We start from the raw sequence: 25,972 nt of genomic DNA, 5'->3' as shown, positions 1-25,972 counted from the left end.
ACGGAACCCATCGTGACTCACACACTCTCCGAAACCGGGGCGGACGTGCAGACGCCCGCCCCGGCGCCGGGCGGCGGAACCGGCTACTTCCGTTTCGTTCTCCGTCGTCTCGGCACCTCGCTCATCACGCTCTTCGGCATCACGTTGGTCTCGTTCGGGCTCGGCGTGCTCGTGCCGCTGCGCCCCGAGACGGCCAATCTGAGCCAACAGGCGCTTTCGAACCCCGAAGCGGTCGCCGCCTTCCGGGAGAAGTTCGGGCTCAATCTGCCGGTCTGGGAGCAGTATCTCCGCTATCTCGGCGGCCTCTTCCGCGGCGATCTGGGCATCTCGCAGCAGACCGGCCAACCGATCTCGGCAGACCTCGCAAAGTATGCTCCGGCGACGCTCGAGCTCGTGCTCTGGGCGACCGTGCTCTCAGTGCTGATCGGCGTCACCCTCGGCATCATCGCCGCGTATGCGCGCAATCGCTGGCCCGACCACGTGGCCCGTGTCGTGTCGCTCATCGGCGTGAGCCTGCCCACATACTGGCTCGCGCTGATCGGCTCGTCGATCCTCTTCCGCCAGCTCGGCTGGCTGCCCGGCAGCGGTCGCCTCGATGCGTCCTCCGCCCCGCCGACCCGTGTCACCGGGTTCATGACCATCGACACCCTGCTCGCGGGCGACCTCGGCGCCTGGGGGTCGGCCGTGGCCCACCTCATCCTCCCGGCGATGATCCTCGCACTCTCCAACCTCGGCATGGTGCTGCGCTTCACCCGCAGCGCCGTACTCGACGGGTTGAACACCGATGCGGTGAAAGCCGCACGCGTCAAAGGCTTGCCCGGTCGACGGGTGCTGATCCGGTACGCCGTGCGCAGCGCGTCGAGCCCGATCATCACGGTCACCGCGCTGTCGTTCGGCTTTTTGCTCGCCGCGACGGTGTACGTCGAGCAGATCTTCTCGTGGGGCGGGCTGGGCCAATACGCCTACCGCTCGGCGACCAACCTCGATGTCACCGCGATCACCGGTATCTCCGTCGTCATCGCCGTGATCTTCCTCGCCGTCAATTTCATCGCCGACCTGCTCGCGTCGGCCTTCGACCCAAGGATCCGCCTCCAATGAGCCGCACCGACGTGATCTCGATGATCGCCACTCCCGAACGCCGCCGGCGCGTGCCCGCTTGGATGCGCACGCCGTCGATGATCGCCGCGGCCGCCGTGCTACTGATCTGGCTCGCCGTGATGCTCATTCCGGCGCTGACCCCTTACGATCCGCTCGCGACCTCGGGCCCAGCACTGGCGCCGCCCGATGCCGCGCACCTGCTCGGCACCGACGCCCTCGGGCGCGACAACCTGAGTCGCACCCTGGCCGCGGCCCGTACGTCGATTCCGAACGGCCTCATGATCGTCGCTGCGGCGGCCGTGCTGGGCACCGCAATCGGGCTCGTCGCCGGCTTCTTCGGGGGCTGGATCGACGAGATCCTCATGCGCATCGCCGACCTGGTCTTCGCCTTCCCGGGAATCATCCTCGCGATGGCCATCGCCGCGGCGCTCGGCCCGAGCGTGCAGAACGCCGTGATCGCAGCCGCGATCAGCTGGTGGCCGGCGTATGCCCGCGCCGTGCGCTCAATCGTGCTGGCGCTGCGCGAATCCGAGTTCGTGCTGTCGAACCGGCTCTCAGGGGTCGGACCCTTCCGCTCGATCGTCGTCGATCTGCTCCCCGCGGTGAGCGGCTCGGTGCTCGTGCTCGCGATGCTCGACATCGGATCGGCGATCCTGTTTCTCGCGGGTCTCTCATTCCTGGGTCTCGGCGCCGTTCCCCCGGCCCCCGAATGGGGGTCGATGATCTCGGGAGCGGTGCAGTATTTCGATCAGTGGTGGCTGGCGCTTGCGCCGGGTCTCGCCATCGTCTCGGTGGTGCTCGCTTTCAACATCATCGGCGACGCCATTCGCGACCACCTTGAACCACGACTCAGCGAGAACGGAGCCGGCGCATGACGCTGTTGGAGGTCACCGAACTCACCATCGCCCGGGCCAGCGGTGCCGGATCACCGCTCGTCGACGGCGTCTCGTTCTCGGTGCGTGCGGGCGAGGTCGTCGGCGTGGTCGGCGAGAGCGGGTCGGGAAAGACGCTGACCGGGCTCAGCCTGCTCGGCTTGCTGCCCGACGGTCTGGTCGCGCGCGGTTCCATACGCTTTGACGGGCGCGAACTGCTCGCGCAGTCGCCGTGGGAGTGGGAGCGCACCCGAGGCGCCGAGATCGCCATGGTGCTGCAGGATCCCTCGTCGAGTCTGCACCCCATGCTCAAGCTGGGCGAACAGCTCACCGACCACGTGCGCCAGCACCTCGGCATCAGCTCCGCAGCCGCAGAAGCGCGCGCGATCGAGTTGCTCGAGCGCGTACATCTGCGCGAGCCGAAGCGTCTGCTCGGCCAGTACGCGCATCAGCTCTCCGGCGGCATGAAGCAGCGCGTCTCGATCGCGATTGCTCTCGCGTGCGATCCGAAGCTGCTGATCGCCGACGAACCGACGACAGCGCTCGACGCCAACATTCGAACCGGCATCATCGCGCTGCTCGACGAACTGCGACGGGAGTCGGGCATGGGCATCATCTTTGTCACGCACGATCTCGCGATGCTGAGTACGATCGCGGATCGGCTGAACGTCTTCCGCACCGGCGAGATCGTCGAATTCGGAGACGCGGATCGCGTCTTCCGCTCCCCGCAGCACCCCTACACGCGGGTGCTGCTCGATGCGGTGCCGCAGGTGCCGTGGCCGCTCCCCCAGGAGGTCCAGTCGTGAATGAAACACAGCACTCCGCCGCCCTCGTCGAGGTGCGCGACGCCGTCGTGAGCTATCGCATCAAGGGCAAGGGTCGGTTCATCGCGGTGCAGGGAGTCGATCTCGAGGTGCGCGCCGGCGAGATCATCGGCATCGTCGGTGAAAGCGGCTGCGGCAAGTCCTCACTCGCACGTGCGCTCGTCGGCATCAATCGGTTGAGTTCGGGATCGATCCGGTTTCTCGGCGCCGACGTGACGCCGCTCCCGATCCGCCGCCGGCCCGGGAATCTCGTGCCCCTGCAGATGGTGTTCCAAGATCCGTACGCCTCACTCAACCCGCGCCGACGCATCGAGCGCCAGCTCGAAGAAGTGTGGCATGCGGCGGCGCGGGCACGCGGCGCCGCCCGGACCACTGCAGCGTGCCAGGGAGCGATTACCGAGGTGCTCGAACGCGTCGGTGTCGATCCGGCGCTGCGCACCCGATACCCGCACGCACTCTCTGGTGGGCAGCGGCAACGAATCGCGATTGCAAAAGCACTGCTCGCCGAGCCTCGAGTGATCGTCGCCGACGAGCCGATCTCGGCGCTCGACGCGTCTTCGCAGAAGCACGTCGGCGCTCTGCTGCGGCGACTCGTCGACGAGTTGCAGATCGGTATGGTGATCATCTCGCACGACCTCGCCGTCGTTGCCACGATCGCCGACCGCACCGCGGTGATGCGCGCCGGAGTGTTCGTGGAGCAGGGCCTGACGGAGCGCGTGTGGACGGCGCCCGAGCACCCCTACACGCGCGAACTGCTCGGTGCGGTGCCGGCCCTCGTGGGTCGGTGATCCTGCCCCACCCCTGCTGACGGCGGAACGCGAGCTCACCATTTGACGATGAGTCCGCGCTCCGCCGCCACCGTTCGGGCACCGTACCGCTGCCACCCCTGAAACCACGCGTTCACACGTGCGGACTACGCTGAGGTCATGACCCAGAACGAACCGCACCCCCGCCGCGCTGAGATCGAATGCTGGCTCACCGACATGGACGGCGTGCTGGTCCATGAGAATCGAGCGATCCCCGGTGCCGCCGAACTGATCTCTCACTGGCAGCAGAGCGAGATTCCGTATCTCGTGCTGACGAACAACTCGATCTTCACCGCGCGCGACCTCAGTGCGCGCCTGCATGCTTCGGGCATCGCGGTGCCCGAAGATCGCATCTGGACGAGCGCCCTCGCGACCGCGGCGTTCTTGAAGCAGCAGCAGCCCGGGGGCTCGGCGTTCGTCATCGGCGAGGCCGGCATTCTGACGGCGCTGCACGACGCGGGCTACGTGATGACCGAGTCGAACCCCGACTTCGTGGTCGTCGGCGAGACCCGCAACTACTCGTTCGAGGCAATTACGAAGGCGATCCGTCTCATCATCGGCGGCGCGCGATTCATCTCGACGAACCCCGATGCGACCGGCCCGAGCCAGGAGGGACCGCTGCCCGCGACGGGCGCCATCAACGCGCTCATCACGAAGGCGACGGGCAAGCACCCCTACGTGGTGGGCAAGCCGAACCCGATGATGTTCCGCTCGGCGCTCAATCAGATCGGTGCGCACTCGCACAACACCGGCATGATCGGCGATCGCATGGACACCGACGTCGTCGCCGGGATCGAAGCCGGTCTGCACACCGTGCTCGTGATGACGGGCATCTCGGATCGCGCCGAGATCGAGCGCTTCCCGTTCCGCCCCGACGAGGTCATCGGCTCGGTCGCCGACCTGCTGTAGGCCTCTGCCGCGCACCTGCCGCCCCCACCGGACCCGCCGCACTCCTCTTCGCGGATCGGGGTAACTTCGGACCAGTGTTGCGGCAGCAGAACCGTGCCGCACTGGCCCAAAGTTACCCCGATCCGCAAGGAGTCACGGCGCCACAGCGCGATGATGCGTGAACGGGGTCACTTTGGGAGGGTGGCGGGATCGCCACACCCTCCCAAAGCGACGCCGTTCGCACGGAATGCGAAGCGAACACGGCGACGGCGCAGCCGCGCACCGCGCGATGCGGCGCGCGCATGAACATGTCCCCCTCATGGGGGTCAGGCTCTACACACGGTCCACGTTTCGGGTTACATTTCTCCTCGGGTGGGATCTCGACCGCGCCCACGCGCGCATCGCGCGCGAAACGCACTGGCGCGGTCACAGAGGTCGATGTCAAGGAGGATCACGTGTCAGGTTCGCGAGTACGACGAGAAGAAAACGGCTGTGGCTCGCGCTGCTGGCCGTCGTCGCCCTGGGGGTGAGCCTGCTCAGCGGGGCGCTCGCTGCGGCGACTCCGGCTGAGGCCGCCGCGCCTCCGACCCCGGTCGCCGCACCGTTCGATGCAGGTCTCTGCAAGAGCACCACTGGCAACCCAGCGGTCGACGCCGACGGCGGCCCGGTCACCATTCTGCTCAGCGTCTTCGGCGGGCGACTCGAGTCGTACAACGCGGGCGGCGTGGTTCCGCTGTGCAACAACAACGGTCGTAGCGACTGGACGAACTCGAATTCCCAGTACGCCGGCAACCCGATTTGCACGGTGCGCTACTCGGCGGAGGCGAGCGGCCCCGTCTCGTCATGGACCTACTGCACGTACGACCGCGCCTCGGTCTGCTCCTGGACTTACGAAGACAGCTACCTGGAGCGCAACGGCACGGTGCGCCCAAACTTCGCGTACGTCGACCCCGACACTCGTTTGACCGCCGATCAGCAGAAGCTGCAGGCATACATCATTCAGAACGATCTTCCGGTCGTCGCGGGCCCGAACGGTACCGGCGCCACTGTCGCCGCAAATACCGCGGCCAACAACGACAGCCTTGCCCAGCGCACGCTGCGCCAGAATCTCGTGCACCGCATCGACAACCCCGATCGCTCTTCGGGTCTCGTCTTCTGCGCGAACAACATGAGCCCGACGATGCAGGCCCGCATCCTCGAGATCATCGGCGCCGCCCCCGACGCGCAGCTCGCTGCGGGGTCTCCTGCCGCATCGTTCGAACCGGGTGCCGACGGCACGGTCACCGTGACCACGACGCTGGCGGGCATCCCGCTCGAGCTCGACGTCAGCGGTGGCACCCTGACGACCGTCGACGGCCCGGCGACGCTGAGCGGCACCACGCTCACCGTGAATGCCGACGCGACGCTGCCTGCCACGCTCACCCTGCCAGATCTTCGCCACGTTCGAGACCGAGCGTCAGCAGCCGCTCATCGCCTCGGCCGAAGTGGTGTTCGCCGATGAGGCGATCCCGACCATCGGCACCAGCCTGACCGATGAGCTTCACGCCCACCGAATCCAGCGGCAGCGTCGACGTCACCTTTACGGTGCCCGCCGGGCACGGCGGCGAGCAGCTGGTCGCCTTCGAGTGGCTCTACACCGGCACCGACACCGAGGCGGAGTCGATCGCCGAGCACACCGATATCGAGGATGCGGCGCAGACCGTCTCGGTGGAGGAGCTGCCCGTCACCGCGACGCCATCAATCGGCACGACACTGCTCGACTCGGCTGACGGCGACCACGTGCTCCCTTGGAACGGCGGCACGGTCATCGACACCGTCGACTACCAGGGTCTGACACCGGGCACCGAGTACACCCTGACCGGTGAACTGCATGATCAGGCCACGGGCGACGCGACGGGCATCACCGGTTCCGTGACCTTCACACCGACCACGGCGAACGGTTCGGTCGAGGTCTCGTTCACGATTCCGTCGGGGCATGCCGGATCGCATCTCGTCGCCTTCGAGTCGCTGTTCACGGGCACCGACACGTCGGTCGCACCGATCGCCGTGCACCACGACATCGACGATGCCGCGCAAACGGTCACGATCGAGCGCTCGACGACCACGACGCCGACCACTCCGACAACTCCGACCACGAAGCCGGGCACCTCAACGCCCAGCACTCCCGTGAAGCCCACGACGGGCCGCGGGCTCGCGAACACCGGCGGTGAGTCGGTGGCTCCGATCGCACTCGCCGGCGGCGCGGCGCTGCTGCTCGGTGCGGCACTGATCGCCGTGCGCCGTCGTCGCACGAGGGCCGGGGTGCGCGCCGAGTAGGGGTCAAGACTCACTCGGCCGCCTGCACTGGCAGCGGGGTCACTTTCGGAGGGTGTCGCACCCAACGCACCCTCCGAAAGTGACCCCGCTGCGGTGTTGAGGTGCGCCGGACCGCGAAGCGCGGCGGCCGGATCACCCGGCGTTCGTGAGCCCGACGTACATCGAGTGGTGCAGCTCTTGCACGTGCGCCGCGGTCAACCGTGCCGCAGCTCCCGCATTGCCATCGGCTAACGCCGCGACGATCTCGTGGTGCTCCTGGTTGCTCGATCGCAGCAGCCCCATGCCGTAGGGCAGGAAGTAGGGGTCGAGTGCGGCGTTGACCCGGGCGACCTGCGCTTCGGCCCGCGGCGTGCGTGCCGCTGCGACGACGCGGCGATGAAAGGCGCGGTCGAGGTTTCTGAACTCGGCCCAGCTCTCGGTCGCGGCCATGCGCTCGGCGAGATCGGTCAGCTCGCGCAGATCGTCGTCGTCGCGCGCGGCGGCCGCGAGCGCGGCAAAGCCGGCCTCGAGCACCGCGCGTTCGTCGATCAGCGTGTGCACGTGCGAATCGTCGTCGAAAAACGACTGCACCGGTGCGTCGAGGCGATGCTGCCCGGCTGCCTCGATACTGCCGACGTAGCTTCCGCCGTAGCGCCCGGCTCGACGCACCACGACGCCCTCCTGCTGCAGCACGGCGAGCCCCCGATTGACCGAGGTGACACTCACTCCGAATGACTCGGCCATCTCTTCGGCGGGCGGCAGTCGGTCGCCGGTGACCAGCAGCCCGAGCGTGGCAGCGAGGGTGATGCGCGCCCGCACCGTATCGATGGCGCTCAGGCGAGAAATGGCGGCGACGCGCGGGGCTTCGAGGGGATCAGCATGATGCTCCTCGGTCACGCGCGTCGCTGCACCGGTCATCTGCTCAGCTTAGCGAGCGGTTGGCGCGCATTCAGTGCTGCGACTCGGCCTCGAGCACGCGATCGAGTTGGATGTCGACGGTGCGGCCGCCGTCTTTGCGGTTGACGATCGCGCCGACGATCAGTGCGACGGGCGGTACGAGCGCGAGTCCGATGCTCACTGCGAGACTGCCGCTCGTCACCATCGTGAAGTTCGAGAGCACGAGCCACGCTGAGACACCGAGCGCCAAGACCGCGATGATCGGCACGACGGTGGCCGTCCACGCGTTTTTGCGCAGTCGCGGATGACGCAAGAAGAACACGACCACCGCCACGGTGGTCAGCAGCATCATCATGACCATGCCGACGGTTGCGACGCCCGCCATGTAGCCGAATACCTGCACGAGCGGGTCGAGGCCGATCACCACGAAGATGGCGACGATCACGAGCGCGGTGATGCTCTGCACGATTGACGAGAAAGCGGGGCTCTGGTGCTTCGCGTGCACCGTGCCGAGTCGCGCGGGCATCGATCCGATCTTCGCAAGCGCGAACTGGTAGCGCGCGATGATGTTGTGGAAGCTCAGGACGCACGCGAAGAGGCTGGTGATCAGCAAAATCTGCATGGTGCTGCGCGTCAGCGATCCGGCGAACTCACCGGCGGTGTCGAGCAGCATGTTCTTCGATCCGAAGAGCGTCTGCTGGGCGACTTCGGTCACGCTGCCCGCTCCCGACGCGACCACGAGCACCCAGACCGAGAGCGTGTAGAAGACGCCGATGATGGCGACGGCCAAATAGGTTGCGCGCGGAATCGTGCGTGCCGGATCACGGGCCTCGTCACGGTAGATCGCCGTCGATTCGAAACCGATGAACCCGGTCAGCGCGAAGAGCACGGCGACGCCGAGCCCCGGTGTAAGGAAGACCTGCGGGTCGAAGGATGCCGCCGAGCGCCCCTCGGGGCCGCCGTTGATGAGCACCGCGACGTTCACGATCATCATGACGAGCATTTCGAGCAGCAGGGCGACGCCGAGCACCTTCGAGGAAAGGTCGATGTGCCGATAGCCAAGGAATCCGACGATCAGCAGCGCCGCGATCGCGAAGATCGACCAGTGGATTTCGGGCCCGCCGTAGTTGCGCACGAGATCCATGACCGCCCACCCCATGTACCCGTAGATGCCGGCCTGAATCGCGGTGTAGGCGACAAGCGCGACGTAGGCGGTGCCCATGCCGAGGCGACTGCCGAGACCGATCGTCACATAGCTGAAAAAGGCGCCCGCCTCTTTCACGTAGGGAGTCATCGCGACGAACCCGACGGCGAACAGCAGCAGCACGATCGAGGCGAGCAGGAAGCCAACGGGAGCACCGGCTCCGTTGCCCTGCCCGATCGCGAGCGGGGCGTTGCCACCGATCACGGTGAGCGGAGCCGCAGCGGCGATCACCATGAAGGCGATGGCTCCGGTGCCGAGACTGCCGGTGAGTCGGGAGCGGTCGGCTGCCGGGGTGGCGGGCGCGGGCGCGGCTGGCGTTGCCGCGGATGCAGCGGATTCAGAGCTCATGAGAACTTCCTTGTTCGAATTCGGGGTCGGTCGATGCCGCCGTCAGCGGTGGGAGTGCAGCTCGCGTTTGGCAGCGACCGTGGGATCTGGAAGGATTCGGCCGTGGCCGAGCGAGATCAGGGATGCGCGTCGCCGCGGAAGAGCGCGCTGCGCACCTCGGCGAGGTAGGGATTCTGGTCACGCGACTGCTCGCCCACGGATCTGTCGACCGTCGCGAGCAGCAGCGCCTCGCCCACGGCCGGGGCCTGCGCCAGATGCTCACCGAGGGGGCTTGCGATGACGCTACGACCGACGTAGTGCAGGTCGCCGTCGGGCCCGTGCTGGTTCGCGTAGGCGACATGCACCCCGTTCTCCCACGCACGCACTCGGATGAGGTGTTCGTTGACAAAGCTGAACGGCTCCATCTGCGCCGTCGGCACCGCGACGAGGTCGGCGCCCGCACGCGCGGCGGCGCGCACGGTTTCCGGAAACTCCACGTCGAAGCAGATCAGCACTGCGATGCGATGCCCGCGGTAATGGACCACCGTGCTCGGCTCGTCTCCGGCGACGAACAGGTTGCGATCGAGATCGCCGAAGAGTTGAATCTTGCGGTGCTTCGCGAGCACCGTGCCGGTGTCGTCGATGAACCAGGCGGCATTCGCGATGGGGCTGCGCTGCACGTCATCGCCGAGCAGTTCGGGGCCACCCGCGACGATGGCGATGCCGACGCGCTCGGCGATGCCGCGCACCCGGTCGAGCGGCTGCTGCGCGCTGAGGCGGCGCACGTCGTCGCCGATGTTGTACCCGGTCAGGTACATCTCGGGCGTGATGAGCAGTTCGGCGCCCGCCGCGGCGGCTTCGACGGCTGCGGTCTCGAGCGCAGCCAGGTTCGCCGTCAGGTCGGCGGGTGTGCTCGCGGCCTGCCACGCGGCGATGCGCAGGGGGCGATCCTCATCGGTCATGCGAACATTCAAGCACAATTATGCCCAAATGAGATAATTAAAATTGCGGCGGTTGCGCTCCATGCGACCGCGGTGCCGGATCGGGGTAAGTCGATACCAGTGTCAATGCGAAAATCGATCGCAACACCCTCACGAAGTTACCTTGATCGCGATCACGCGCCGGCCCGCCCGGCCCAGCGCACCCGACGCCCTACTTCTTCGAGCGCAGCTTGCGCACCAGCATCTGCGTGAGGATGAAGACGAGGTAGAGCGAGAACGCGACGTTGCCCCAGAACGGGTCGATGCCGACGGCGAAGAAGTTGCCGACGGGCACGAACGCGCACGCACCGAGGCCGACGATGGCGGCGGCGCGCAGGTCGACGTTCTGACGGCGGAAGTTGCCGATGGTGCCCGAGATCGAGCCAGGAATCATCATGAGCAGCGAGGTGCCCTTTGCGACGAGGTCGCTCGAGCTGAAGAAGAACATGAGCACGGGCACGACGACGACGCCGCCGCCCACGCCCAGAAGGCCCGACAGCACACCCGTGATGAAGCCGGTGACGATGAGCATAATGACGGTGAGCACCGAGATCTCGATCTCGTCGCCGCGCTGCGGAACGACGAACCAGAGGCTCACGATGACGACCGCGAGGAAGCCCATGAACCCCCACTGAATCGCACCGACGGGCAGCTTCGCGAGCAGCATACTGCCGACCTGCGCCCCGATGACGATGCCGACGGCGAGGCAGGCGCCGGCGATCCAGTCGACGTGCCCTTGGAGCCCGTACGTTGTCGCACCGACGATGGCGGTGGGCAGGATCGCCGCGACCGACGTGCCTGCCGAGAGCTTCTGGGGCATGCTCAACCACAGCGCCAGGGCGGGCACGATGATCGTACCGCCGCCGATGCCGAAGAGTCCGGAGAGGATGCCGCCGGCGATGCCGACGAGCAGGAGCGGGAAGAAGCCGGGGCGGGCGGTCTGGGTCATGTGCTGCTTTCTCGATCTCGCGGTTCTGCGGGAGCCGCGAACACTACAGGTATACCGGACAACGACGGCGCGTGGGCGGGAATGCCGGGCGACCCGGCGATGCGGGGCGTCAGACGACAATCGCCGACCCATCGGAACGCGGATCGCTCGCCGCGTCGACGGCCCCGTCTGCGGCGATGCGGATGAGGTTCGAGTGCCCGAGGTCTTCGGTGTTCGGCGGCACGACTTTGAGCGGGAAGCCGGCGGCCTCGATCGCCGCATGCGCTTCGGCGGGCACCGTCTCCTCGATCGTGACACGCACCACTCCGTCGGCGGCGGGCTCGTCGACGATCCAGCGGGGCGCGTGCGTCGCCTCCTGCGGCGCAGCACCGGCGAGAGAGCGCACGAGCAGCTGCGTGTGGATCTGCGGCTGCACCGACCCGCCCATCGTGGCCGGCACCCAGGCCAGTTCGGAGCCGCGCAGCACCATCACGGGCATGAGCGTGTGGCGCGGCCGCTTACCCGGCTCGAACGCGTTCGGGTGCGCCGGGTCGAGCGAGAACGAGGTGCCGCGATTCTGGAAGAGGATGCCGGTTTCGGGTTCGATCACTGCGGCGCCGAAGCCGAAGTAGACGGAGTTGATGAGCGAGATCGCCCACCCGTCGGCGCTCACGGCGCTCAAACCGACCGTGTCGCCCGTGGGCTTGCCGTCGTGCACCGGAGGGTGCGCCGGCGCGGGCTCATCGATCAGCTCGGCGCCCGTCGCTCCGCCGAAACGGGGGTCGGCGAGTGAAGCGGCGCGCACGGCGCTGCTCGCCTGATACGAGCGGGCGAGGGATCCGGCCCCCGTCACCAGCGGGTCGTCGATGCCGGCGGCGATGTCGCGCAGCGCGCGCAGCAGCATGAACCCCGAGCTGTTCGGCGGCCCGGTCAAGACGCGGTGCCCACCGAACTCGCCTTCGAGCGGCTCGCCCCACTCGGCCGAGTACGCCGCGGTGTCGGCGAGGGTGATCTGCGAGCCCATCGATCGCAGGCCGGCGATCCACTGCTGGGCGAGCTCACCCTCGTAGAACTCGGAGGAGCCCCCAGCCGCGATGCGCTGCAGCGTCGTGGCCAGAGCGGGCTGCACGAAGGGGTCGCCCTCGGTCAGCGGGATGCCCTGGTCGAAGAAGATGTCGCGGCAGCCGGGGTCGAGTTCGAGCACCTCACGATCTTCGACGATGCCCGCCGCAAGAGAGCGAGCCGTCGGCACGCCCTCGCCCGCGTAGCGAATGGCGGCCTCGAAGTGCTGCGACCAGGGCCGCGTCGCACCGTATTCGTGCAGGGCGTTCCAGCCGCAGACACCGCCGGGCACCGTCACCGTGTCGATGCCGCGCAGCGGCAGCAGGTCGCCGTAGCGCTCGCGCAGCACGTCGATCGACTGCTCGGCCGGGGCCGGGCCGGTGGCGTTCAAAAAGCGCACCTCGCCCGCGGGGTTACGCACGAGCGCGACGAGGTCGCCGCCGAGCGCGGTGTTGTTCGGGTACACCACGCAGAGGGCCGCGACTGCGGCGAGCGCGGCATCGATGGCATTGCCACCGGCCCGCAGCGCTGCGGCGCCGGCCTCCGTGGCAAGGTGGTGCGACGTGGAGATCGCGCCGCGTGCCGGCAGCACGGTCGGTGCCGGGTGCGCGGCTGCGGGCGGCGAGGCCGCAGCCCGCGGGTGTTCGGCTGAGCGGGAATCGGTGCCGGGTGCGGCGTCGATCATGTGGGCGTCTCCTCGTGCGTCGTTGCGGCGTGGGCGATCTGGGTACTGATATCGACGACGTGGGCGCGCGCCTCGGCTTCGGCGAGCTCGGCGTCACCGGCGGCGATCGCTTCGAAGATGCGGCGATGCGCCACGCTCGAAGCGTTGCGTCGGGCTTTCGTCTGGTAGCGGCTCGCGCGGCTCGGCGCGATCTGCTGGGCGATCTGCTCGTTGATGAGTTCGAGCAGCGGGTTGTGCGCGTATTGCGCGATGGCCTGGTGGAAGGCGCGGTCGAGTTCGGCGTAGCGCTCTTTGGTGACGTCGGTCTCCATCGCCTCGACGAGCTCGCGCAGTTGAGCGACGTCGCGCGCGGTCGCCCGGGTCGCGGTGATGCCGGCGATCGGGGGCTCGACGATGGCGCGCAGCTCCATGATGTCGTGGAGCTCGGGCTTCAACACCGCGAGCCGCCCGAGCACGCCGTCGCTGAGATCGGCGCGTTCGCCGGGGCTCAGCACGATGGTGCCGCGGCCGGGGCGACGGTCGATGAGCCCGCGGTTCTCGAGTTCGCGAAGCGCCTCGCGAATCGAGACGCGCGAGACGCCGAAGTGATCGGCGAGCTCACGTTCGGCGGGCAGACGCTCCCCCGGCTCGAGTTTGCCGTCGAGAATCAGGCGTTCGATATCGACCGACAGCCGGTCGGGCAGCGACAGCGTTGTCGCTCGGCCAATGTCGTTCCAGTCCATGTGCGCCTCCTTCATGCTCTCGTGATCGTAATGGACACGGCCGACGTTGCGGCTCGTGTTTCAGTTGGGTTTCGTATCGGCCTGCCCGTTGACGCGATGACCCCGACCGGGGTATCGTCCATTCAGTTCATCCGTTGGTCCTACCAACTGCTGATCGAGCATACACCCGGCTTACCGGGAATGCGCAAGACATCCGCCCGGCTCCGGGCGGATCCCACTGAACGGAGAAATCATCGTGGCTTTCCCCACTGCATCGCGCACCGCTCCGGTGCTCGCCCTCGCCGCCGCCGCAGGGCTCACCCTGTCGCTCGCCGCGTGCACCGTCACCACGAACGCCCCGGCCGAGGAGGCCGGTGGATCCGGCGACTCGAACACCACTGAGGCAGCCCTCACCGCCCCGACCATCATCAAGGACGGCACCCTCACCATCTGCACCGGCGACAGCGCGCCCAACATCTTCTACGACGAGAACAACGAGCTGCAGGGCGTCGAGATCGACATCGCGAACGCTCTGGCCGACCAGCTCGGGCTCACCACCACGCTCGGTGAGTACGCGTTCGCCGGTCTGATCCCCGCGCTCCAGGCGAAGCAGTGCGACGTCATCATGGGGTCGCTCTACATCAAGCCCGAGCGCGAAGAGATCGCGAACTTCGTGCCCTACCTCTACTCGGGCACCGCGGTCGCGGTGAACAAAGAGAACCCGAAGAACGTCACCGGCTTCGACGATTCGCTCTGCGGCACGAAGGTCGTCGGTATCACCGGTGCCACGGGTGCGGCCTCGGCGCAGGAGAAGTCGGACGAGTGCGTTGCCGACGGCAAAGAGCCGCTGACCATCACGCTGGTCGACGAGGGCACCAACGCCCTGCAGCAGGTGCTCGCGAAGCAGGCCGACGCGTTCATCGACACCACCGAGATCGTGAGCTACTACGAGCAGCAGTCCGACGGCGATCTGATGGCGATCGGCAAACCGTTCGGCAAGATTCGCATCGGCGCCGCGACGCTGAAAGACAACACCGAGCTCAACATCGCACTCGACGAGGCCTTCGCCGCGATCGTCGACGACGGCACCTACGCCGACATCCTCGCCACCTGGGGCGTCGAGAGCAACGACATCACGCAGCCCGAGTAATCCGCAGGCTCGGGGCGGCGCACGACGTTGCGCGCCGCCCCGAGCCGACCTCACGAAAGACACTTCATGAAATTCGACTGGGACTACTTCTGGCAGAGCCTCTTCGCGCCGAGCGAGAGCTTCCTCAACGGGCTCGGGCTCACCATCATCATTTCGATCGTCGCGATGGCGCTCGCGTTGATCCTCGGCCTCATCATCGCTCTCATGGGCCGCAGCCGCTTCGTGCCGCTGCGCATCCTTGCGAGCCTCTACATCTGGATCATCCGCGGCACCCCGCTGCTGGTGCAGCTCGTCATCATCTACACCGGCTTCGCCGCAGCGAACCTCTTCCGCTTCGAAGACTTCTCGCTCGCCTTCCAGTTCGATGCCTTCACCATCGGCATCCTCATCAAGGGCGCCGTGCAGGCCGCCATCGTCGCGCTCATGCTCAACGAGAGCGCGTACATCTCCGAGATCGTGCGCGGTGGCCTCGAATCGATCGAAAAGGGCCAGACCGAAGCGGCACTCTCGCTCGGCATGACGCCGCTCGCCTCGATGCGGTGGATCATCGTGCCGCAGGCGATCCGCGTCATGGTGCCGCCGCTCGGCAACTCGTTCAACGGCCTCATGAAGAGCACCTCGATCCTCTCCATCATCGGCGTCGCCGAGATGTTCCAGGTGAGCAGCTCGATGAGCGCGGCCACGTTCAAGGTCTTCGAGATCTACATCGTCGTCGCCCTCTACTACCTGCTGCTCACGACGGTGTGGACGGTCATTCAGACCTTCATCGAGAACTGGCTCAACGCCAAGGCCGGCCTGCCGCAGGCCGAGTCGATCTGGAAGCGTCTGTTCGGCTTCCGCAGCAAGCGCGACCGGGTCGCCCCGAAGAGCCCCATCGCCGACCTCGAAGGAGCCGCAGCATGAGCGCGACCACCGAGTACACCGCCCCCGTCACGATCGCCGACGGCCCGATCGTGCGCACCGTCGACATCAACAAGTGGTTCGGCGACCGGCACATTTTGACCGACGTCACCCTCGAGATCGACCGCGGCGAGGTCGTCGTGCTCGTCGGCCCATCGGGTGCCGGCAAGACGACCTTTCTGCGCACGCTCAATCGCCTCGAACCGATCGACAGCGGCGAGATTTACGTCAACGGGCAGCGCATCGGCGAGCGAGTGGGCGAGAACGGCAAGATCCGCGAGATCTCGGCGAAGGCGCTCGCCGCGCAGCGATCCGATATCGGCTTCGTCTTTCAGCACTTCAACCTCTTTCCACACATGACCGTGCTCGAGAACATCTGGCACTCCCCGGTGCGGGTGAAGGGCGAGAAGAAGGCCGAGGCGATCGCGTACGCACGTGAGCTGCTGGATCGCGTGGGCCTGTCAGACAAGGCCGATGTGCGGCCGCGCTCGCTCTCGGGCGGTCAGCAGCAGCGCGTCGCGATCGCCCGCGCACTCGCGATGCGACCCGCGCTGATGCTCTTCGACGAGCCGACGAGCGCCCTCGACCCCGAGATGGTGGGCGAGGTGCTGCAGGTGATGCAAGACCTCGCGAAGGCCGGCATGACCATGATCATCGTGAGTCACGAGATGGGCTTCACTCGAGAGGTGGCGGATCGCGTGATCGTCATGGACGCCGGCGCCATCATCGAGCAGGGCGACCCCGAGCTCGTCTTCACCAACCCGAGCCACGAGCGCACGCGCCAGTTCCTGTCGAAGGTGCTGTAGCCGGGCGCTGCTCAGAAACGCAGAACGCCTCCGATCCTGTGCGGGTCGGAGGCGTTCTGCGTGTGCGAGCGTGCGACTACTGCGGGTCGAGGCCGAGGTCATCGAGGCCGATCGCGAAGCGGTACTCGAAGCCGGCCGCCTCGATGCGCTCCTTGGCGGGGGCCTGACGATCCACCACCACCGCGACCGCGGCGATCTCGGCGCCGACCTTCTGCAGCGCTTCGATCGCTTTGAGGGGCGAGCCGCCCGTGGTCGACGTGTCTTCGACCACGACGACGCGCTTGCCCGCGAGATCGGGGCCCTCGACCTGGCGACCGCGACCGTGATCTTTCGGCTCCTTGCGCACGACGAACGAGTCGTACACCTTGCCCTGTGCCACGCCCTGATGCATGATCGCCGAGGCGATGGGGTCGGCGCCCATCGTGAGGCCGCCGACCGCGACGACACCATCGATGTCGTCGATGAGGTCGAGCATGACCTGGCCGATCAGCGGAGCCGCGCGGTGATCGAGACTGAGCTTGCGCAGGTCGATGTAGTAGGTCGCCTTCTTGCCGCTCGTGAGGGTGAAGTCGCCGTGGAACACGGCCTCGCTCGTGATGAGTTCGATGAGCTGTTCGCGCGCAGTGGTCATGGGGTCGATTCTACTGGCGCTTCGTCGGACTCCGCCGTGGGCGGACAGGCCCACGAAGTCGGGTCGCGTCGACTAGCGTGATGCTCGAAGGAGGTCGCCATGTCAGACCCCACGCGCACCTCGCACGATGCGGCCGGCACCACGGGCCCCGGCTCCGGCCCCGATCCTGAGCAGATCGCGCGCCTCGCCGCGCTGTTCGCAGACGCCCCGCTGGCCGTGCTCACCGGCGCAGGAGCGAGCACGGATTCCGGCATCCCCGACTATCGCGGCGCCGGCACCCCGCCGCGCACCCCCATGAGCATCTCGCAGTTCACCGAAGACCCGGCGTATCGCCGCAGGTTCTGGGCGGGCGCCCGCATCGGAGCGCTGCGCGCCGCCGACGTCGCCCCGAATGCCGGGCACCTCGCGCTCGCGCGCCTCGAAGCCGCCGGTCGCATCAACGGTGTCATCACGCAGAACGTCGACAACCTGCATCGGCGCGCCGGATCGCGCACCGTCGTCGAGCTGCACGGCAATGGCAGCGTGATCCGGTGCACCGAACACGGCCACCGATTCACGCGCGACCAGGTGCTCACGTGGTTCGACGAGCAGAATCCCGGCTTCGTCGAGCGCAACGCCGAAGCCGAGATCGCTCCCGATGGCGATGCCCTCGTCGCCGAAACCGACTTGGTCGTCGAGCCGCGTTGCCCCGAGTGCGGGGCAACGCTGCGCCCCGACGTGGTCTACTTCGGCGAGTTCGTGCCGAAGCCGGTCTTCGCCGCCGCCGAACATCTGGTCGCCGAAGCCGGGGCGCTGCTGCTCGTCGGCACCTCGCTTGCGGTGAACACCGGCATTCGCCTCGTGCACCGTGCCGAACGCCGAGGCATTCCGCTCGCCGTGATCAACCGCGGGCCCACCGCGATCGATGCGCGCCCTTCGGTGTCGCTGCGCATCGACGGCGGTGCGACCCAGACCCTTGAGGCGCTGGAACGGGTGCTGCGGTAGGCGCGGCGTGCGGGCCGCGCGTGCCCTGCGAGCCGCGCTTGCCGCGCTTGCCGCGCCGTGAGTGTGAGGGTAATCGGCGAGTGTGAGCCGAAACCGCGAGTGTGAGGCGAAATACCCCTCACACTCGCGGTTTCGGCTCACACTCGCGCGACATTTGCACAGCGCAGCATCCGGGAGCGCTACTCCCCGCGAGAGATGCGCGTCATCTCGTCGCGCGGCACAACCTTGATGCGCTCGCGGCCGTGCGGCTCGCCGAGGCCGAGCTCGTGGGCGTCGAGACGGTGCCAACCCTCGATGGTCGTGTAGGGCACGCCACGCTGTTCGAGCAGCGCCGGAATCGCCTCGGGCTCGGGGGCCTCGGGCTGCCAGAGGTTCTCGCGATCCTCCAGGAGGCACTCGAGGGTCTCCATGGCGTCCGACTTCGTGTGACCGATGAGCCCGACGGGGCCGCGCTTGATCCATCCGGTCGCGTAGACCCCTGGAATCTGCTGGCCCTCGAGGTCGAGCACGCGCCCCTGGGTGTTCGGGATCACGCCCTTCGCATCGTCGAACGGGATCTCTTCGAGCGGCGAGCCGTAGTAGCCGACGGCGCGGTAGATCGATTGGATCGGCACGATCTCGAACTCGCCGGTGTCGACGATGCCGCCCTGGCCATCGGGTGCGGTGCGCTCGATCTTCAGCCCCGCGACGCGACCGTCTTCGACGACGACCTCGATGGGCTTCGACCAGAAGTGCAGATGCAGGCGACGCGACGCGGGGGCGACCTCGCCGGCTTCTCGCGCGCGCTGCTCGTCGCGCCACTTGTCCATGATGCGGGTCATCACGATGACCTGCTTGTTCTTGACGAGCACCTCATCGGCGAACGCGTCGTCGAAGGCGAAGTCGCGCTCGTCGATCACCATGTCGACGTCGCGCACCTCGCCGAGCTCGCGCAGCTCGAGCGGCGTGAACTTCACGTACTTCGGGCCGCGGCGGCCGAAGAGGTGCAGCTCTTCGATGGGGTTTTCTTCGAGACCGGCGTGGACGTTCGACGGAATCTCGGTGGGCAGCAGGTCTTCGGCGTGCTTGATGAGCATGCGCGAGATGTCGAGCGCGACGTTGCCGTTGCCGACCACGCCCACCGACTGCGCCTCAAGCGGCCAGGTACGGGGCACGTCGGGGTGCCCGTCGAACCAGCTCACGAAATCGGCGGCGCCGTATGATCCCTCGGCGTCGATACCGGGAATCGCGAGCGCGGCGTCGCGGATCGCACCGGTCGAAAAGATGACCGCGTGGTAATGGCGTTTGAGGTCTGCCAGCGTGACGTCTTGGCTGTAGCGCACATTGCCGAAGTAGCGGATCGTGTCGTCGCCGGTCTCGCCCGAACCGGCGCGGTCGAGCACGTCGCGCAGCGCGTTGATGATGCCCTTGATACGCGGGTGATCGGGTGAGACGCCGTAGCGCACCAGACCGTACGGAGCGGGAAGCTGCTCGAAGAGATCGATCTCGACGGCGAACTCGCGTTCGGCTTTCAGCAGCAGGTCCGCTGCATAAATACCGGCGGGGCCGGCCCCCACGATCGCCAGTCGCATCTTGCTCATCGCTCGGTTCTTCCTTCCGTTCCCCTGACGGTATTCTCCGCGGGGATTCGAGAATCGGGTGGTACGTGGGTGGTGCGGGATCGCCGTCCGTTGCAGCGCTCAGCCACGGCGGGCGGGCACGGCGCGTCAGCCTTCGCGGTTCACGATCGAGTCGGCCATGCGCTCGAGCGCACGTTTCACCGACGACTTCGGCAGCACGTCGAGCGCGCGCACGGCGTCTTCGGCCCAGCGATGCGCCGTCGCCTCGGTTTCGCGGGTGACCTCGTGGGTCTGCAGGGCGACCACCTCGGGGTCGAGCAGCGACGAGTCGGCACCGTCGCGGATCTGCGCGACGCCCGCGTCGATACGCGCGAGCAGCGCGGCATCGTCGGCGTTGCCTGCGGCCGCGCGCTCTTGCAGCAAGAGCAGCGGCAGCGTCACGACGCCGGCGCGCAGGTCGGTGCCCGCGCGCTTCCCGGTGCGCTCCTGCTTCGGCGACAGATCGATCACGTCGTCGATGAGCTGGAAGGCGACACCGATGCGCTCACCGTATTCGGTGACGGGGTCTGCGTACTCGGCCGGCGCCTCACCGAACATCACGCCCATGCGCGCCGCGGTCGAGATCAGTGCGCCGGTTTTGTCGGCGAGCACCTGAATATAGTGCGCCTTCGGGTCGTCGCCGGGCTGCGGCCCAACGGTCTCGTGCAGCTGCCCGAGGCAGAGCCGCTCGAAGGTCTTCGCCTGCAGCAGAATCGCGGCCTCGCCCATGCCCGAGACGAGCGACGACGCGCGGGCGAAGAGCAGGTCGCCGGCGAGAATCGCCACCGAGTTCGACCACACCGTCTGCGCAGCGGGCACCCCTCGGCGCAAGCGCGCATCGTCCATGACATCGTCGTGGTACAGCGACGCGAGGTGCGTCATCTCGACCGCTTCGGCCGCGCGGCGCACCAGCTCGTTCGGCCCAGACCCGAGCTCGCTCGTGAGCAGGGTGAGCACGGGGCGGATCCGCTTGCCCCCGGCACCCATCAAGTACCGGGCGGGAGCATCGGCGACCGGCGACGCGAACCGCAGGTGCTCGAGCAGCTCGGCCTCGATGATTTCGAGCTGATCTTGGATCTGCTTCGCGTGACGACGATCGGCGGCCCCGTGGAACAGGCGCATCGGCAGCGCCTGCGTGGCCGTGTCTTCGGCGATGGGACGGCTCACTTCGTGTCTCCGGTGTCTGGGGTGTCAGGCTTCGATACGGCGGGCTTGGCCGCTGCGGGCTTCTTCGCGGCGGGCTTGGCAGCCGCAGGCTTCGAGGCGGTGGGCTTCGCCGCCGGCTTCTTCGCAGCAGCAGGCTTTGCAGCGGCGGGCTTCTTCGCGGCCGGTTTCCGCGTCGCCGCGGGCTTCTTCGTCGCTGCGGCAGCCTTCGGCGTGGCATCAGATGCTGGCGCCGCCGCAGGCTTCGGCGCCTCGCGCGGCACGAATCCGCGGTGCAGAGCGACGATGCCGAAGGTCAGGTTGCGGTAGGCAACGCGCTCAAGGCCGGCCTCGCGCATCCACGCGGCGAGCTCGGCCTGGTCGGGCCACGCCTCGATCGACTCGTTGAGGTATGCGTAGGCGGCCGCGGCGTCGCGATTGATCGCTCCGGCGACCCGCGGCAGCACATGACGGCCGTAGAACGTGTAGGGGCCGCGCACCACGGCAGACGGCGGGGTCGAGAACTCGGCGATGACCACTCGGCCGCCCGGCTTCACCACGCGTCGCATCTCGGCGAGCGCTGCTTTGGGGTCGCTCACGTTGCGCAGGCCGTACGAGATCGTGGCGGCGTCGAAGCTGTCGTCGTCGAACGGCAACTGGGTCGCATCGGCCCACTGGAACTCGATGAGATCGTTGCCCGCGTGACGCTTGCGGCCCTCGGCGAGCATGCCCTCCGAGAAGTCAGCGGCGACGACGTGCGCGCCGTGCGCAGCAATCGCGGCCGACGACGTGCCGGTGCCTGCGGCGAGATCGAGCACGCGCATGCCCTTTCGCGGGGCGATGGCCTTCGTTGTAGCGATGCGCCACAACCGATCGTTGCCGACGGTGAGCACGTCGTTGATGAGGTCGTATCGCGGCGACACCTCATCGAACATGGCAGAGACATCAGCGGCGTGCTTGGTCGCAGTATCGGGGCGGGTCACCCCACCATGCTATCCCGTTCACCTATTCATCACCTGGGCTGTCGTGCGGCGCGAGCAGCTCTCGCCGCCGTGAGCGAACCGCGCAGCCGACAGGAGTAGATTGTGGGGGTGACGAGCTCCACTCTGGCCACCTCCGCGGCGCCTCGACTGCGCGCAGTGACCCGGCAGCTCGAGCAGATTCCCGACCTCGTCAATCTCGCCGACTCATCGTCCCCATTGATCTGGACGCGGGACGATCGCGGCTGCGTCGGCATCGGCGAGGTGCTGAGACTCACGTTCACGGGGCCGCGCCGCTTCGCCGACGCAGCCGCTGAGTGGCGCCGGATCGCCGAGACGGCGATCATCGACGACCCCGTCGGCATGCCCGGATCGGGTCTCGTCGCGCTCGGTACGTTCGCATTCGCCGACACGAGCACGACCGAAAGCGTACTCATCGTGCCCCGAGTGCTGGTGGCACGGCATCGCGGTCGCGCATGGATCACCGAGGTGTTCGATCTCGGCGTCGATCCCGAACCTGTCGCACGCCTCGCTTCGCAGACCGTTCCACAGGCCACCCCACTCGGTGCGTGGCCCGGTGTCGCCCTGCACGATCGCCCCCTCGCGTCTGGCGAAGATTCACGTGCCGCGTACTTGGCCGGCGTGCGCGAAGCAGGCCGTCGCATCGACGTCGGCACATTCGAAAAGATCGTGCTCGCGCGCCAGCTCGAGGGCGCGCTCGCCTCGCACGCAGACCTACGCGTGCCGATCGGCCGGCTCGCAGAGCGCTACGTCGACTGCTGGACATTCGCGATCGACGGGTTCATCGGCGCGAGCCCCGAAACCTTGATTCGTTCGACCAACGGCGCGGTCTCGGCCCGCGTGCTCGCGGGTACCCGTGCGCGTCATACCGAAGACGGCCAGCGCGATCTGCGCGCTCGTGACGAGCTACTCACGAGCACCAAAGAGCAGCACGAGCACGCGTTCGCCGTGCAAAGCGTCGTCACCGCGCTCTCTCCGCACGTGCGCGAGCTGCGTTCGAGCGAAGAGCCGTTTCCGCTGCAGCTTCCGAATGTCTGGCACCTCGCGACCGATCTCGGGGCGTCGCTCGGCGAGCACAGCTCTGCCGTTGAGCTCGTCGGCGCCCTGCACCCGACGGCCGCAGTGGCGGGCACCCCGACCACGATGGCCGTCGAGGCCATTGCCGAACTCGAACCGTTCGACCGGGGCCGCTACGCCGGCGCCGTCGGATGGATCGACGCAGACGGCGACGGCGAATGGGTGATCGGACTGCGCTGCGCTCAGGTCGCAACGAGCGATGCCGCCACCGGCACTCGCGCCGTGGTGGCGAGCGCCGGTGGCGGCATCGTGCAAGGATCGAGCCCGGAACATGAGCTCGGCGAGACGGTCTCGAAGTTTCGCCCGATCACGGAATCGTTTGCGCGTGAGGCTTAGACGCTTCCATCATTCGCGGGCCAGCGGATGTCGAGCGAGTCGACGACGCGCTGCCGCTCGGCTGCGACATTGAAATCGGGCTCGGGCCAGTGCGGGCTCAACTTCGCGAGCTCGGTGATCACAATGCGCTGCACCGCCGCGCGGGCGTACCACTTCGCGTTCGCGGGCACGACATACCAGGGCGCTGCATCGGAGTTCGTGCGCTCGATCGCCATCTGAAACGCATCCATATACGCCGGCCAGTGCAGGCGCTCATCGACATCCCCCGGGTTGTACTTCCAGTACTTCTCGGGGTCGTCGAGGCGCGAGAGCAGGCGCTCCGCCTGCTCTTCGGGCGAGATGTGCAGCATGATCTTCACCACGCGCACTCCCTCGGCGGAGATGCGCGCCTCGAATTCGGTGATCGCACCGTACCGACGCTCGATTTCCTCGGGTGGCGCGAACTCGCGCACCTTCTGAATCAGCACGTCTTCGTAGTGCGAACGGTCGAACACCCCGATCACGCCGGGGCCGGGCACGCGAGGTTCCACTCGCCAGAGGAAGTCGTGCGCCCGCTCCTCGACGGTCGGCGACTTGAAGGCGGTGAGCGCGAGCCCGTAGGGCTCCGTCTGCGCGAAGACGTGGTTCACGATGCCGCCCTTGCCTGCGGCGTCCATGGCTTGGAGTACGACGAGCAGGCGATCCGGAGCTCCGAGTCGGCTCTGAGCGAAGAGTTTCTCCTGCAGCACACGCAACTCTTGCGCGGCCCGAGCGAGCTCCTGCTCACCGGCACGCTTGCCGGCCTCGGTGCCGGGCTTCGCCGCCGGGTCCACCGCACTCAGCTGAAAGCCGTCGCCGACCCTCAGCAGTTCGGCGACGTCGTCACTCCAGAAGGTCTTCGTCATCGTGTCTCCTCAGCCTCAGCCAGCGCCCGGCGCACCGGCTCGCGCACTCCGTGCTCCCCACTGTAGGGCGGGCCGGGGCCGCGGCGCACTATTGGGCGATCGGAATCTCGATGAGGCTGGGGCCCGTGACGGGTTCGGTGAGCAATCGCTCGAGCTCGCTGCGCGTGGCCACCCGACGGTACTCCCACCCGTAGGCCTGCGCCAGCGCGGAGAGATCTGCACGGTGCGGGGTGCGCATCACACGCGCGAACGCATCGGCGTCGGCGGTACCCGCAACCTCGAGCCCGTCGAAAATCGTGCCGCCCCCGTCATTGCCGACGAACAGCTGCACCCGCGGGCGACGCTCTCCGTCGAGCAGCAGCAGCGATCCGGCATCATGGAGTGTCGCGAGATCGCCGATGAGTACGCGGGTGGTGCCCGCTCCCGCAGTAGGATCGTCGATATTTTGACTCGCCGTGGCGACGCCGAGCGCCGTCGCTATGGTGCCATCGATGCCCGCGAGCCCACGGTTCGCGTGCACAGCGAGTCGGCGAGCCGGGGCGATCGCATCGAGCACGCGCACCAGCCTCGATGCAGCGACGATCAGACGGTCGTGCGGCCAGGTGCCCCGCCAGACGCTCTCGACGAGCAGCTCTCGCGTGATCGGTTCGCGCATCGCGGCAACCTCTGCGCGCGCATAGGCGTTGCGCTCTTTGTAGCCCGGAGCCTGCGCTGCTGCGAGGTCGGGCTCATGCACGGTCGAGCGGTCGCGCTGCAATGCGCGGTCTGCGACGACCCACGCGCCGAGCCAGCGCCGCAGGGCTCTGCGGTCGTGATGCTCGGCCACCCGAGCCGCCGGCACAATGCGCGCCGCGCGGTCTGGGTCGAAGTGTTCGACACCTCGGCCCGCGTGCGGATCGACGACGATCACATCAACATCGTCGCGGCGCAGCAATTCCGGAATCTGGCGGGTGAGTGTCGGATGCCCGAACACGATCGCCTGTTCGATGAGCCCGCCGATCTCGGGGTCATCGATCAGCGTCGCGTACCCCGCGACCGCTTCACGCCCGAAGCGCGCACCACTCACCACTTCCGCGAGCAGTGGCAAGCCTGCGGTTCGCGCGAACTCTTCGGCCTCATCACCGGCGCCCGCACCGGCGATGACGACGGCGAGGGCATCACCCTCGTGCACGTACGCCCCGGCGTCGGCGTTCAGCCTCTCAGTCGGCACCGCGGACGCGAGCGGCATAGCGTCCCGCTCTTGCGCCGCCGCAGCGAGCCCGGCCGAGATCATTCGGTCGAAACCAGCGGTGCCCGAAAGCGGCTCGCGGAACGCCAGATTGAGCTGCACGGGGCCCGCCGGCGCCCCTCCCGGTTCTCCGATCGAGTGCGCGAGCGCACGTGCGGCCAAGGCGCTCGGATCCCGCTGCGGCTCGCGGCGCAGATCACCGTCGACGAACGACGGCGCGGGCACGTCGGCCGACCATCGCGCAGTCGCCCCCAAGATGGCGGCCTGTCGCGTGGTCTGATTGCTGCGAATGCCCCTGAGCTCTTCGGGTCGATCTGCAGTGAGCATCACGAAGGGGATGCGCCCGGCGTCTGCCTCGAACGCAGCCGGCAACAGGTTCGCGACCGCGGTACCGCTCGTCACGATCACCGGTGCCGGGTACCCAGTTTCACGTGCAACGCCGAGTGCGAAGAAGCCCGCAGATCGCTCGTCGAGAGCCACGTGGAGGCGCAGGGCCCCAGCCGCCTCGCCCGCGGCCGCCGCGAGCGCGAGCGCCTGCGATCGAGAGCCGGGGCAGACGACCGCGTCACGCACTCCGCGCCGCACGAACTCTGCGAGCAATTCGACCGCGAAGACCGAGGCCGCGGCCGGTTGCACGGGTGCACCCGACGCCTCAGGCACCATCTCG

General features: G+C 67.8%; 24 protein-coding genes. 12 read left to right on the top strand and 12 right to left on the bottom strand.

What is annotated here, in order from left to right:
- Window positions 1-12: 12 nt before the first annotated feature.
- The 7 genes from ACZF5Y_RS02200 to ACZF5Y_RS02170 all read left to right on the top strand — a co-directional run bounded on the left by ACZF5Y_RS02200 (window position 13) and on the right by ACZF5Y_RS02170 (window position 6,804).
- Window positions 13-1,098, top strand: coding sequence for an ABC transporter permease (locus tag ACZF5Y_RS02200; RefSeq protein ID WP_497534198.1), 1,086 nt, complete (start codon window positions 13-15; stop codon window positions 1,096-1,098).
- The gene (locus ACZF5Y_RS02195; protein ID WP_053387288.1) at window positions 1,095-1,973 is read left to right on the top strand and encodes an ABC transporter permease; all 879 of its coding nucleotides are present in this window, start codon (window positions 1,095-1,097) and stop codon (window positions 1,971-1,973) included. The genes ACZF5Y_RS02200 and ACZF5Y_RS02195 overlap by 4 nt, the downstream gene beginning before the upstream one ends.
- Window positions 1,970-2,776 carry an ABC transporter ATP-binding protein gene (locus tag ACZF5Y_RS02190; RefSeq protein WP_497534197.1) on the top strand — a complete coding sequence of 269 codons (807 nt, stop codon included), beginning with the start codon at window positions 1,970-1,972 and terminating at the stop codon, window positions 2,774-2,776. The genes ACZF5Y_RS02195 and ACZF5Y_RS02190 overlap by 4 nt, the downstream gene beginning before the upstream one ends.
- Window positions 2,773-3,582 carry an ABC transporter ATP-binding protein gene (locus ACZF5Y_RS02185; protein WP_497534196.1) on the top strand — a complete coding sequence of 270 codons (810 nt, stop codon included), beginning with the start codon at window positions 2,773-2,775 and terminating at the stop codon, window positions 3,580-3,582. Before ACZF5Y_RS02190 ends, ACZF5Y_RS02185 begins: the two co-directional genes overlap by 4 nt.
- Window positions 3,583-3,720: 138 nt before the next feature.
- The gene (locus tag ACZF5Y_RS02180; RefSeq protein ID WP_497534195.1) at window positions 3,721-4,509 is read left to right on the top strand and encodes an HAD-IIA family hydrolase; all 789 of its coding nucleotides are present in this window, start codon (window positions 3,721-3,723) and stop codon (window positions 4,507-4,509) included.
- A 505-nt stretch (window positions 4,510-5,014) separates the two neighbouring features.
- Window positions 5,015-5,989, top strand: coding sequence for a hypothetical protein (locus tag ACZF5Y_RS02175; RefSeq protein WP_497534194.1), 975 nt, complete (start codon window positions 5,015-5,017; stop codon window positions 5,987-5,989).
- Window positions 5,990-6,021: 32 nt separating this feature from the next.
- Window positions 6,022-6,804, top strand: coding sequence for a VaFE repeat-containing surface-anchored protein (locus tag ACZF5Y_RS02170; RefSeq protein WP_497534193.1), 783 nt, complete (start codon window positions 6,022-6,024; stop codon window positions 6,802-6,804).
- Between the two features lie 132 nt (window positions 6,805-6,936).
- Here ACZF5Y_RS02170 and ACZF5Y_RS02165 read toward each other — a convergent pair whose 3' ends face one another.
- The 6 genes from ACZF5Y_RS02165 to ACZF5Y_RS02140 all read right to left on the bottom strand — a co-directional run bounded on the left by ACZF5Y_RS02165 (window position 6,937) and on the right by ACZF5Y_RS02140 (window position 13,588).
- Complete coding sequence (locus ACZF5Y_RS02165; protein WP_497534192.1) at window positions 6,937-7,701, bottom strand: FadR/GntR family transcriptional regulator; 765 nt, start codon at window positions 7,699-7,701, stop codon at window positions 6,937-6,939.
- A gap of 31 nt (window positions 7,702-7,732) precedes the next feature.
- Window positions 7,733-9,232 carry an APC family permease gene (locus ACZF5Y_RS02160; RefSeq protein ID WP_497534191.1) on the bottom strand — a complete coding sequence of 500 codons (1,500 nt, stop codon included), beginning with the start codon at window positions 9,230-9,232 and terminating at the stop codon, window positions 7,733-7,735.
- Between the two features lie 116 nt (window positions 9,233-9,348).
- Window positions 9,349-10,173, bottom strand: coding sequence for a carbon-nitrogen hydrolase family protein (locus ACZF5Y_RS02155; RefSeq protein ID WP_497534190.1), 825 nt, complete (start codon window positions 10,171-10,173; stop codon window positions 9,349-9,351).
- Window positions 10,174-10,363: 190 nt separating this feature from the next.
- Window positions 10,364-11,140: a sulfite exporter TauE/SafE family protein gene (locus tag ACZF5Y_RS02150; RefSeq protein ID WP_497534189.1), complete on the bottom strand. Its 777-nt coding sequence runs from the start codon at window positions 11,138-11,140 to the stop codon at window positions 10,364-10,366.
- 109 nt (window positions 11,141-11,249) lie between these two features.
- Window positions 11,250-12,866: a gamma-glutamyltransferase family protein gene (locus tag ACZF5Y_RS02145; protein WP_497534188.1), complete on the bottom strand. Its 1,617-nt coding sequence runs from the start codon at window positions 12,864-12,866 to the stop codon at window positions 11,250-11,252.
- Window positions 12,863-13,588 carry a FadR/GntR family transcriptional regulator gene (locus ACZF5Y_RS02140; RefSeq protein WP_497534187.1) on the bottom strand — a complete coding sequence of 242 codons (726 nt, stop codon included), beginning with the start codon at window positions 13,586-13,588 and terminating at the stop codon, window positions 12,863-12,865. Before ACZF5Y_RS02140 ends, ACZF5Y_RS02145 begins: the two co-directional genes overlap by 4 nt.
- 235 nt (window positions 13,589-13,823) lie before the next feature.
- Between ACZF5Y_RS02140 and ACZF5Y_RS02135 the strand changes: the two genes are divergently transcribed.
- The 3 genes from ACZF5Y_RS02135 (at window position 13,824) to ACZF5Y_RS02125 (ending at window position 16,423) form a co-directional block, all read left to right on the top strand.
- A complete protein-coding gene (locus ACZF5Y_RS02135) occupies window positions 13,824-14,717 on the top strand; it encodes an ABC transporter substrate-binding protein (RefSeq protein WP_497534186.1) in 894 nt (297 codons plus the stop codon).
- Between the two features lie 66 nt (window positions 14,718-14,783).
- On the top strand, window positions 14,784-15,620 hold the full coding sequence (locus ACZF5Y_RS02130) for an amino acid ABC transporter permease (RefSeq protein ID WP_497534185.1): 837 nt from the start codon (window positions 14,784-14,786) through the stop codon (window positions 15,618-15,620).
- Window positions 15,617-16,423 (top strand): amino acid ABC transporter ATP-binding protein, encoded by an 807-nt coding sequence (locus ACZF5Y_RS02125; protein ID WP_497534184.1) that lies wholly within the window; start codon window positions 15,617-15,619, stop codon window positions 16,421-16,423. The genes ACZF5Y_RS02130 and ACZF5Y_RS02125 overlap by 4 nt, the downstream gene beginning before the upstream one ends.
- A gap of 76 nt (window positions 16,424-16,499) precedes the next feature.
- Here the strand turns inward: ACZF5Y_RS02125 and pyrE are convergent, their stop codons facing one another.
- On the bottom strand, window positions 16,500-17,054 hold the full coding sequence (gene pyrE / locus ACZF5Y_RS02120; protein ID WP_497534183.1) for an orotate phosphoribosyltransferase: 555 nt from the start codon (window positions 17,052-17,054) through the stop codon (window positions 16,500-16,502).
- Window positions 17,055-17,153: 99 nt separating this feature from the next.
- Between pyrE and ACZF5Y_RS02115 the strand changes: the two genes are divergently transcribed.
- The gene (locus ACZF5Y_RS02115; RefSeq protein ID WP_497534182.1) at window positions 17,154-18,038 is read left to right on the top strand and encodes a Sir2 family NAD-dependent protein deacetylase; all 885 of its coding nucleotides are present in this window, start codon (window positions 17,154-17,156) and stop codon (window positions 18,036-18,038) included.
- Window positions 18,039-18,217: 179 nt separating this feature from the next.
- Here ACZF5Y_RS02115 and ACZF5Y_RS02110 read toward each other — a convergent pair whose 3' ends face one another.
- The 3 genes from ACZF5Y_RS02110 to ACZF5Y_RS02100 all read right to left on the bottom strand — a co-directional run bounded on the left by ACZF5Y_RS02110 (window position 18,218) and on the right by ACZF5Y_RS02100 (window position 21,762).
- Complete coding sequence (locus ACZF5Y_RS02110) at window positions 18,218-19,618, bottom strand: FAD-dependent oxidoreductase (protein ID WP_497534181.1); 1,401 nt, start codon at window positions 19,616-19,618, stop codon at window positions 18,218-18,220.
- 126 nt (window positions 19,619-19,744) lie between these two features.
- On the bottom strand, window positions 19,745-20,758 hold the full coding sequence (locus tag ACZF5Y_RS02105) for a polyprenyl synthetase family protein (protein WP_497535285.1): 1,014 nt from the start codon (window positions 20,756-20,758) through the stop codon (window positions 19,745-19,747).
- A 41-nt stretch (window positions 20,759-20,799) separates the two neighbouring features.
- The gene (locus ACZF5Y_RS02100; RefSeq protein WP_497534180.1) at window positions 20,800-21,762 is read right to left on the bottom strand and encodes a class I SAM-dependent methyltransferase; all 963 of its coding nucleotides are present in this window, start codon (window positions 21,760-21,762) and stop codon (window positions 20,800-20,802) included.
- Window positions 21,763-21,870: 108 nt separating this feature from the next.
- Here ACZF5Y_RS02100 and ACZF5Y_RS02095 point away from each other — a divergent pair, with 108 nt between their 5' ends.
- A complete protein-coding gene (locus ACZF5Y_RS02095; protein ID WP_497534179.1) occupies window positions 21,871-23,193 on the top strand; it encodes an isochorismate synthase in 1,323 nt (440 codons plus the stop codon).
- Here ACZF5Y_RS02095 and ACZF5Y_RS02090 read toward each other — a convergent pair.
- Window positions 23,190-24,077 (bottom strand): PPK2 family polyphosphate kinase, encoded by an 888-nt coding sequence (locus ACZF5Y_RS02090; protein WP_497534178.1) that lies wholly within the window; start codon window positions 24,075-24,077, stop codon window positions 23,190-23,192. The two genes, ACZF5Y_RS02095 and ACZF5Y_RS02090, sit on opposite strands and share 4 nt — an antisense overlap.
- A gap of 88 nt (window positions 24,078-24,165) precedes the next feature.
- Window positions 24,166-25,968 (bottom strand): 2-succinyl-5-enolpyruvyl-6-hydroxy-3-cyclohexene-1-carboxylic-acid synthase, encoded by a 1,803-nt coding sequence (menD, locus tag ACZF5Y_RS02085; protein ID WP_497535284.1) that lies wholly within the window; start codon window positions 25,966-25,968, stop codon window positions 24,166-24,168.
- Window positions 25,969-25,972: the final 4 nt, after the last annotated feature.

It is taken from the genome of Leucobacter sp. WKLB1 (genome assembly GCF_059696215.1).
This window is presented reverse-complemented; position numbering and strand designations above follow the sequence as displayed.

Bases quoted from the DNA above. Each gene is read 5' to 3' on its own strand.
- ACZF5Y_RS02140 (WP_497534187.1), bottom strand. From the start codon at position 13,588: ATGGACTGGAACGACATTGGCCGAGCGACAACGCTGTCGCTGCCCGAC.
- ACZF5Y_RS02160 (WP_497534191.1), bottom strand. From the start codon at position 9,232: ATGAGCTCTGAATCCGCTGCATCCGCGGCAACGCCAGCCGCGCCCGCG.
- ACZF5Y_RS02125 (WP_497534184.1), top strand. From the start codon at position 15,617: ATGAGCGCGACCACCGAGTACACCGCCCCCGTCACGATCGCCGACGGC.
- ACZF5Y_RS02130 (WP_497534185.1), top strand. From the start codon at position 14,784: ATGAAATTCGACTGGGACTACTTCTGGCAGAGCCTCTTCGCGCCGAGC.
- ACZF5Y_RS02180 (WP_497534195.1), top strand. From the start codon at position 3,721: ATGACCCAGAACGAACCGCACCCCCGCCGCGCTGAGATCGAATGCTGG.
- pyrE (WP_497534183.1), bottom strand. From the start codon at position 17,054: ATGACCACTGCGCGCGAACAGCTCATCGAACTCATCACGAGCGAGGCC.
- ACZF5Y_RS02105 (WP_497535285.1), bottom strand. From the start codon at position 20,758: ATGCGCCTGTTCCACGGGGCCGCCGATCGTCGTCACGCGAAGCAGATC.
- ACZF5Y_RS02170 (WP_497534193.1), top strand. From the start codon at position 6,022: ATGAGCTTCACGCCCACCGAATCCAGCGGCAGCGTCGACGTCACCTTT.
- ACZF5Y_RS02150 (WP_497534189.1), bottom strand. From the start codon at position 11,140: ATGACCCAGACCGCCCGCCCCGGCTTCTTCCCGCTCCTGCTCGTCGGC.
- ACZF5Y_RS02090 (WP_497534178.1), bottom strand. From the start codon at position 24,077: ATGACGAAGACCTTCTGGAGTGACGACGTCGCCGAACTGCTGAGGGTC.
- ACZF5Y_RS02165 (WP_497534192.1), bottom strand. From the start codon at position 7,701: ATGACCGGTGCAGCGACGCGCGTGACCGAGGAGCATCATGCTGATCCC.
- ACZF5Y_RS02115 (WP_497534182.1), top strand. From the start codon at position 17,154: ATGTCAGACCCCACGCGCACCTCGCACGATGCGGCCGGCACCACGGGC.
- menD (WP_497535284.1), bottom strand. From the start codon at position 25,968: ATGGTGCCTGAGGCGTCGGGTGCACCCGTGCAACCGGCCGCGGCCTCG.
- ACZF5Y_RS02195 (WP_053387288.1), top strand. From the start codon at position 1,095: ATGAGCCGCACCGACGTGATCTCGATGATCGCCACTCCCGAACGCCGC.
- ACZF5Y_RS02155 (WP_497534190.1), bottom strand. From the start codon at position 10,173: ATGACCGATGAGGATCGCCCCCTGCGCATCGCCGCGTGGCAGGCCGCG.
- ACZF5Y_RS02190 (WP_497534197.1), top strand. From the start codon at position 1,970: ATGACGCTGTTGGAGGTCACCGAACTCACCATCGCCCGGGCCAGCGGT.
- ACZF5Y_RS02110 (WP_497534181.1), bottom strand. From the start codon at position 19,618: ATGAGCAAGATGCGACTGGCGATCGTGGGGGCCGGCCCCGCCGGTATT.
- ACZF5Y_RS02145 (WP_497534188.1), bottom strand. From the start codon at position 12,866: ATGATCGACGCCGCACCCGGCACCGATTCCCGCTCAGCCGAACACCCG.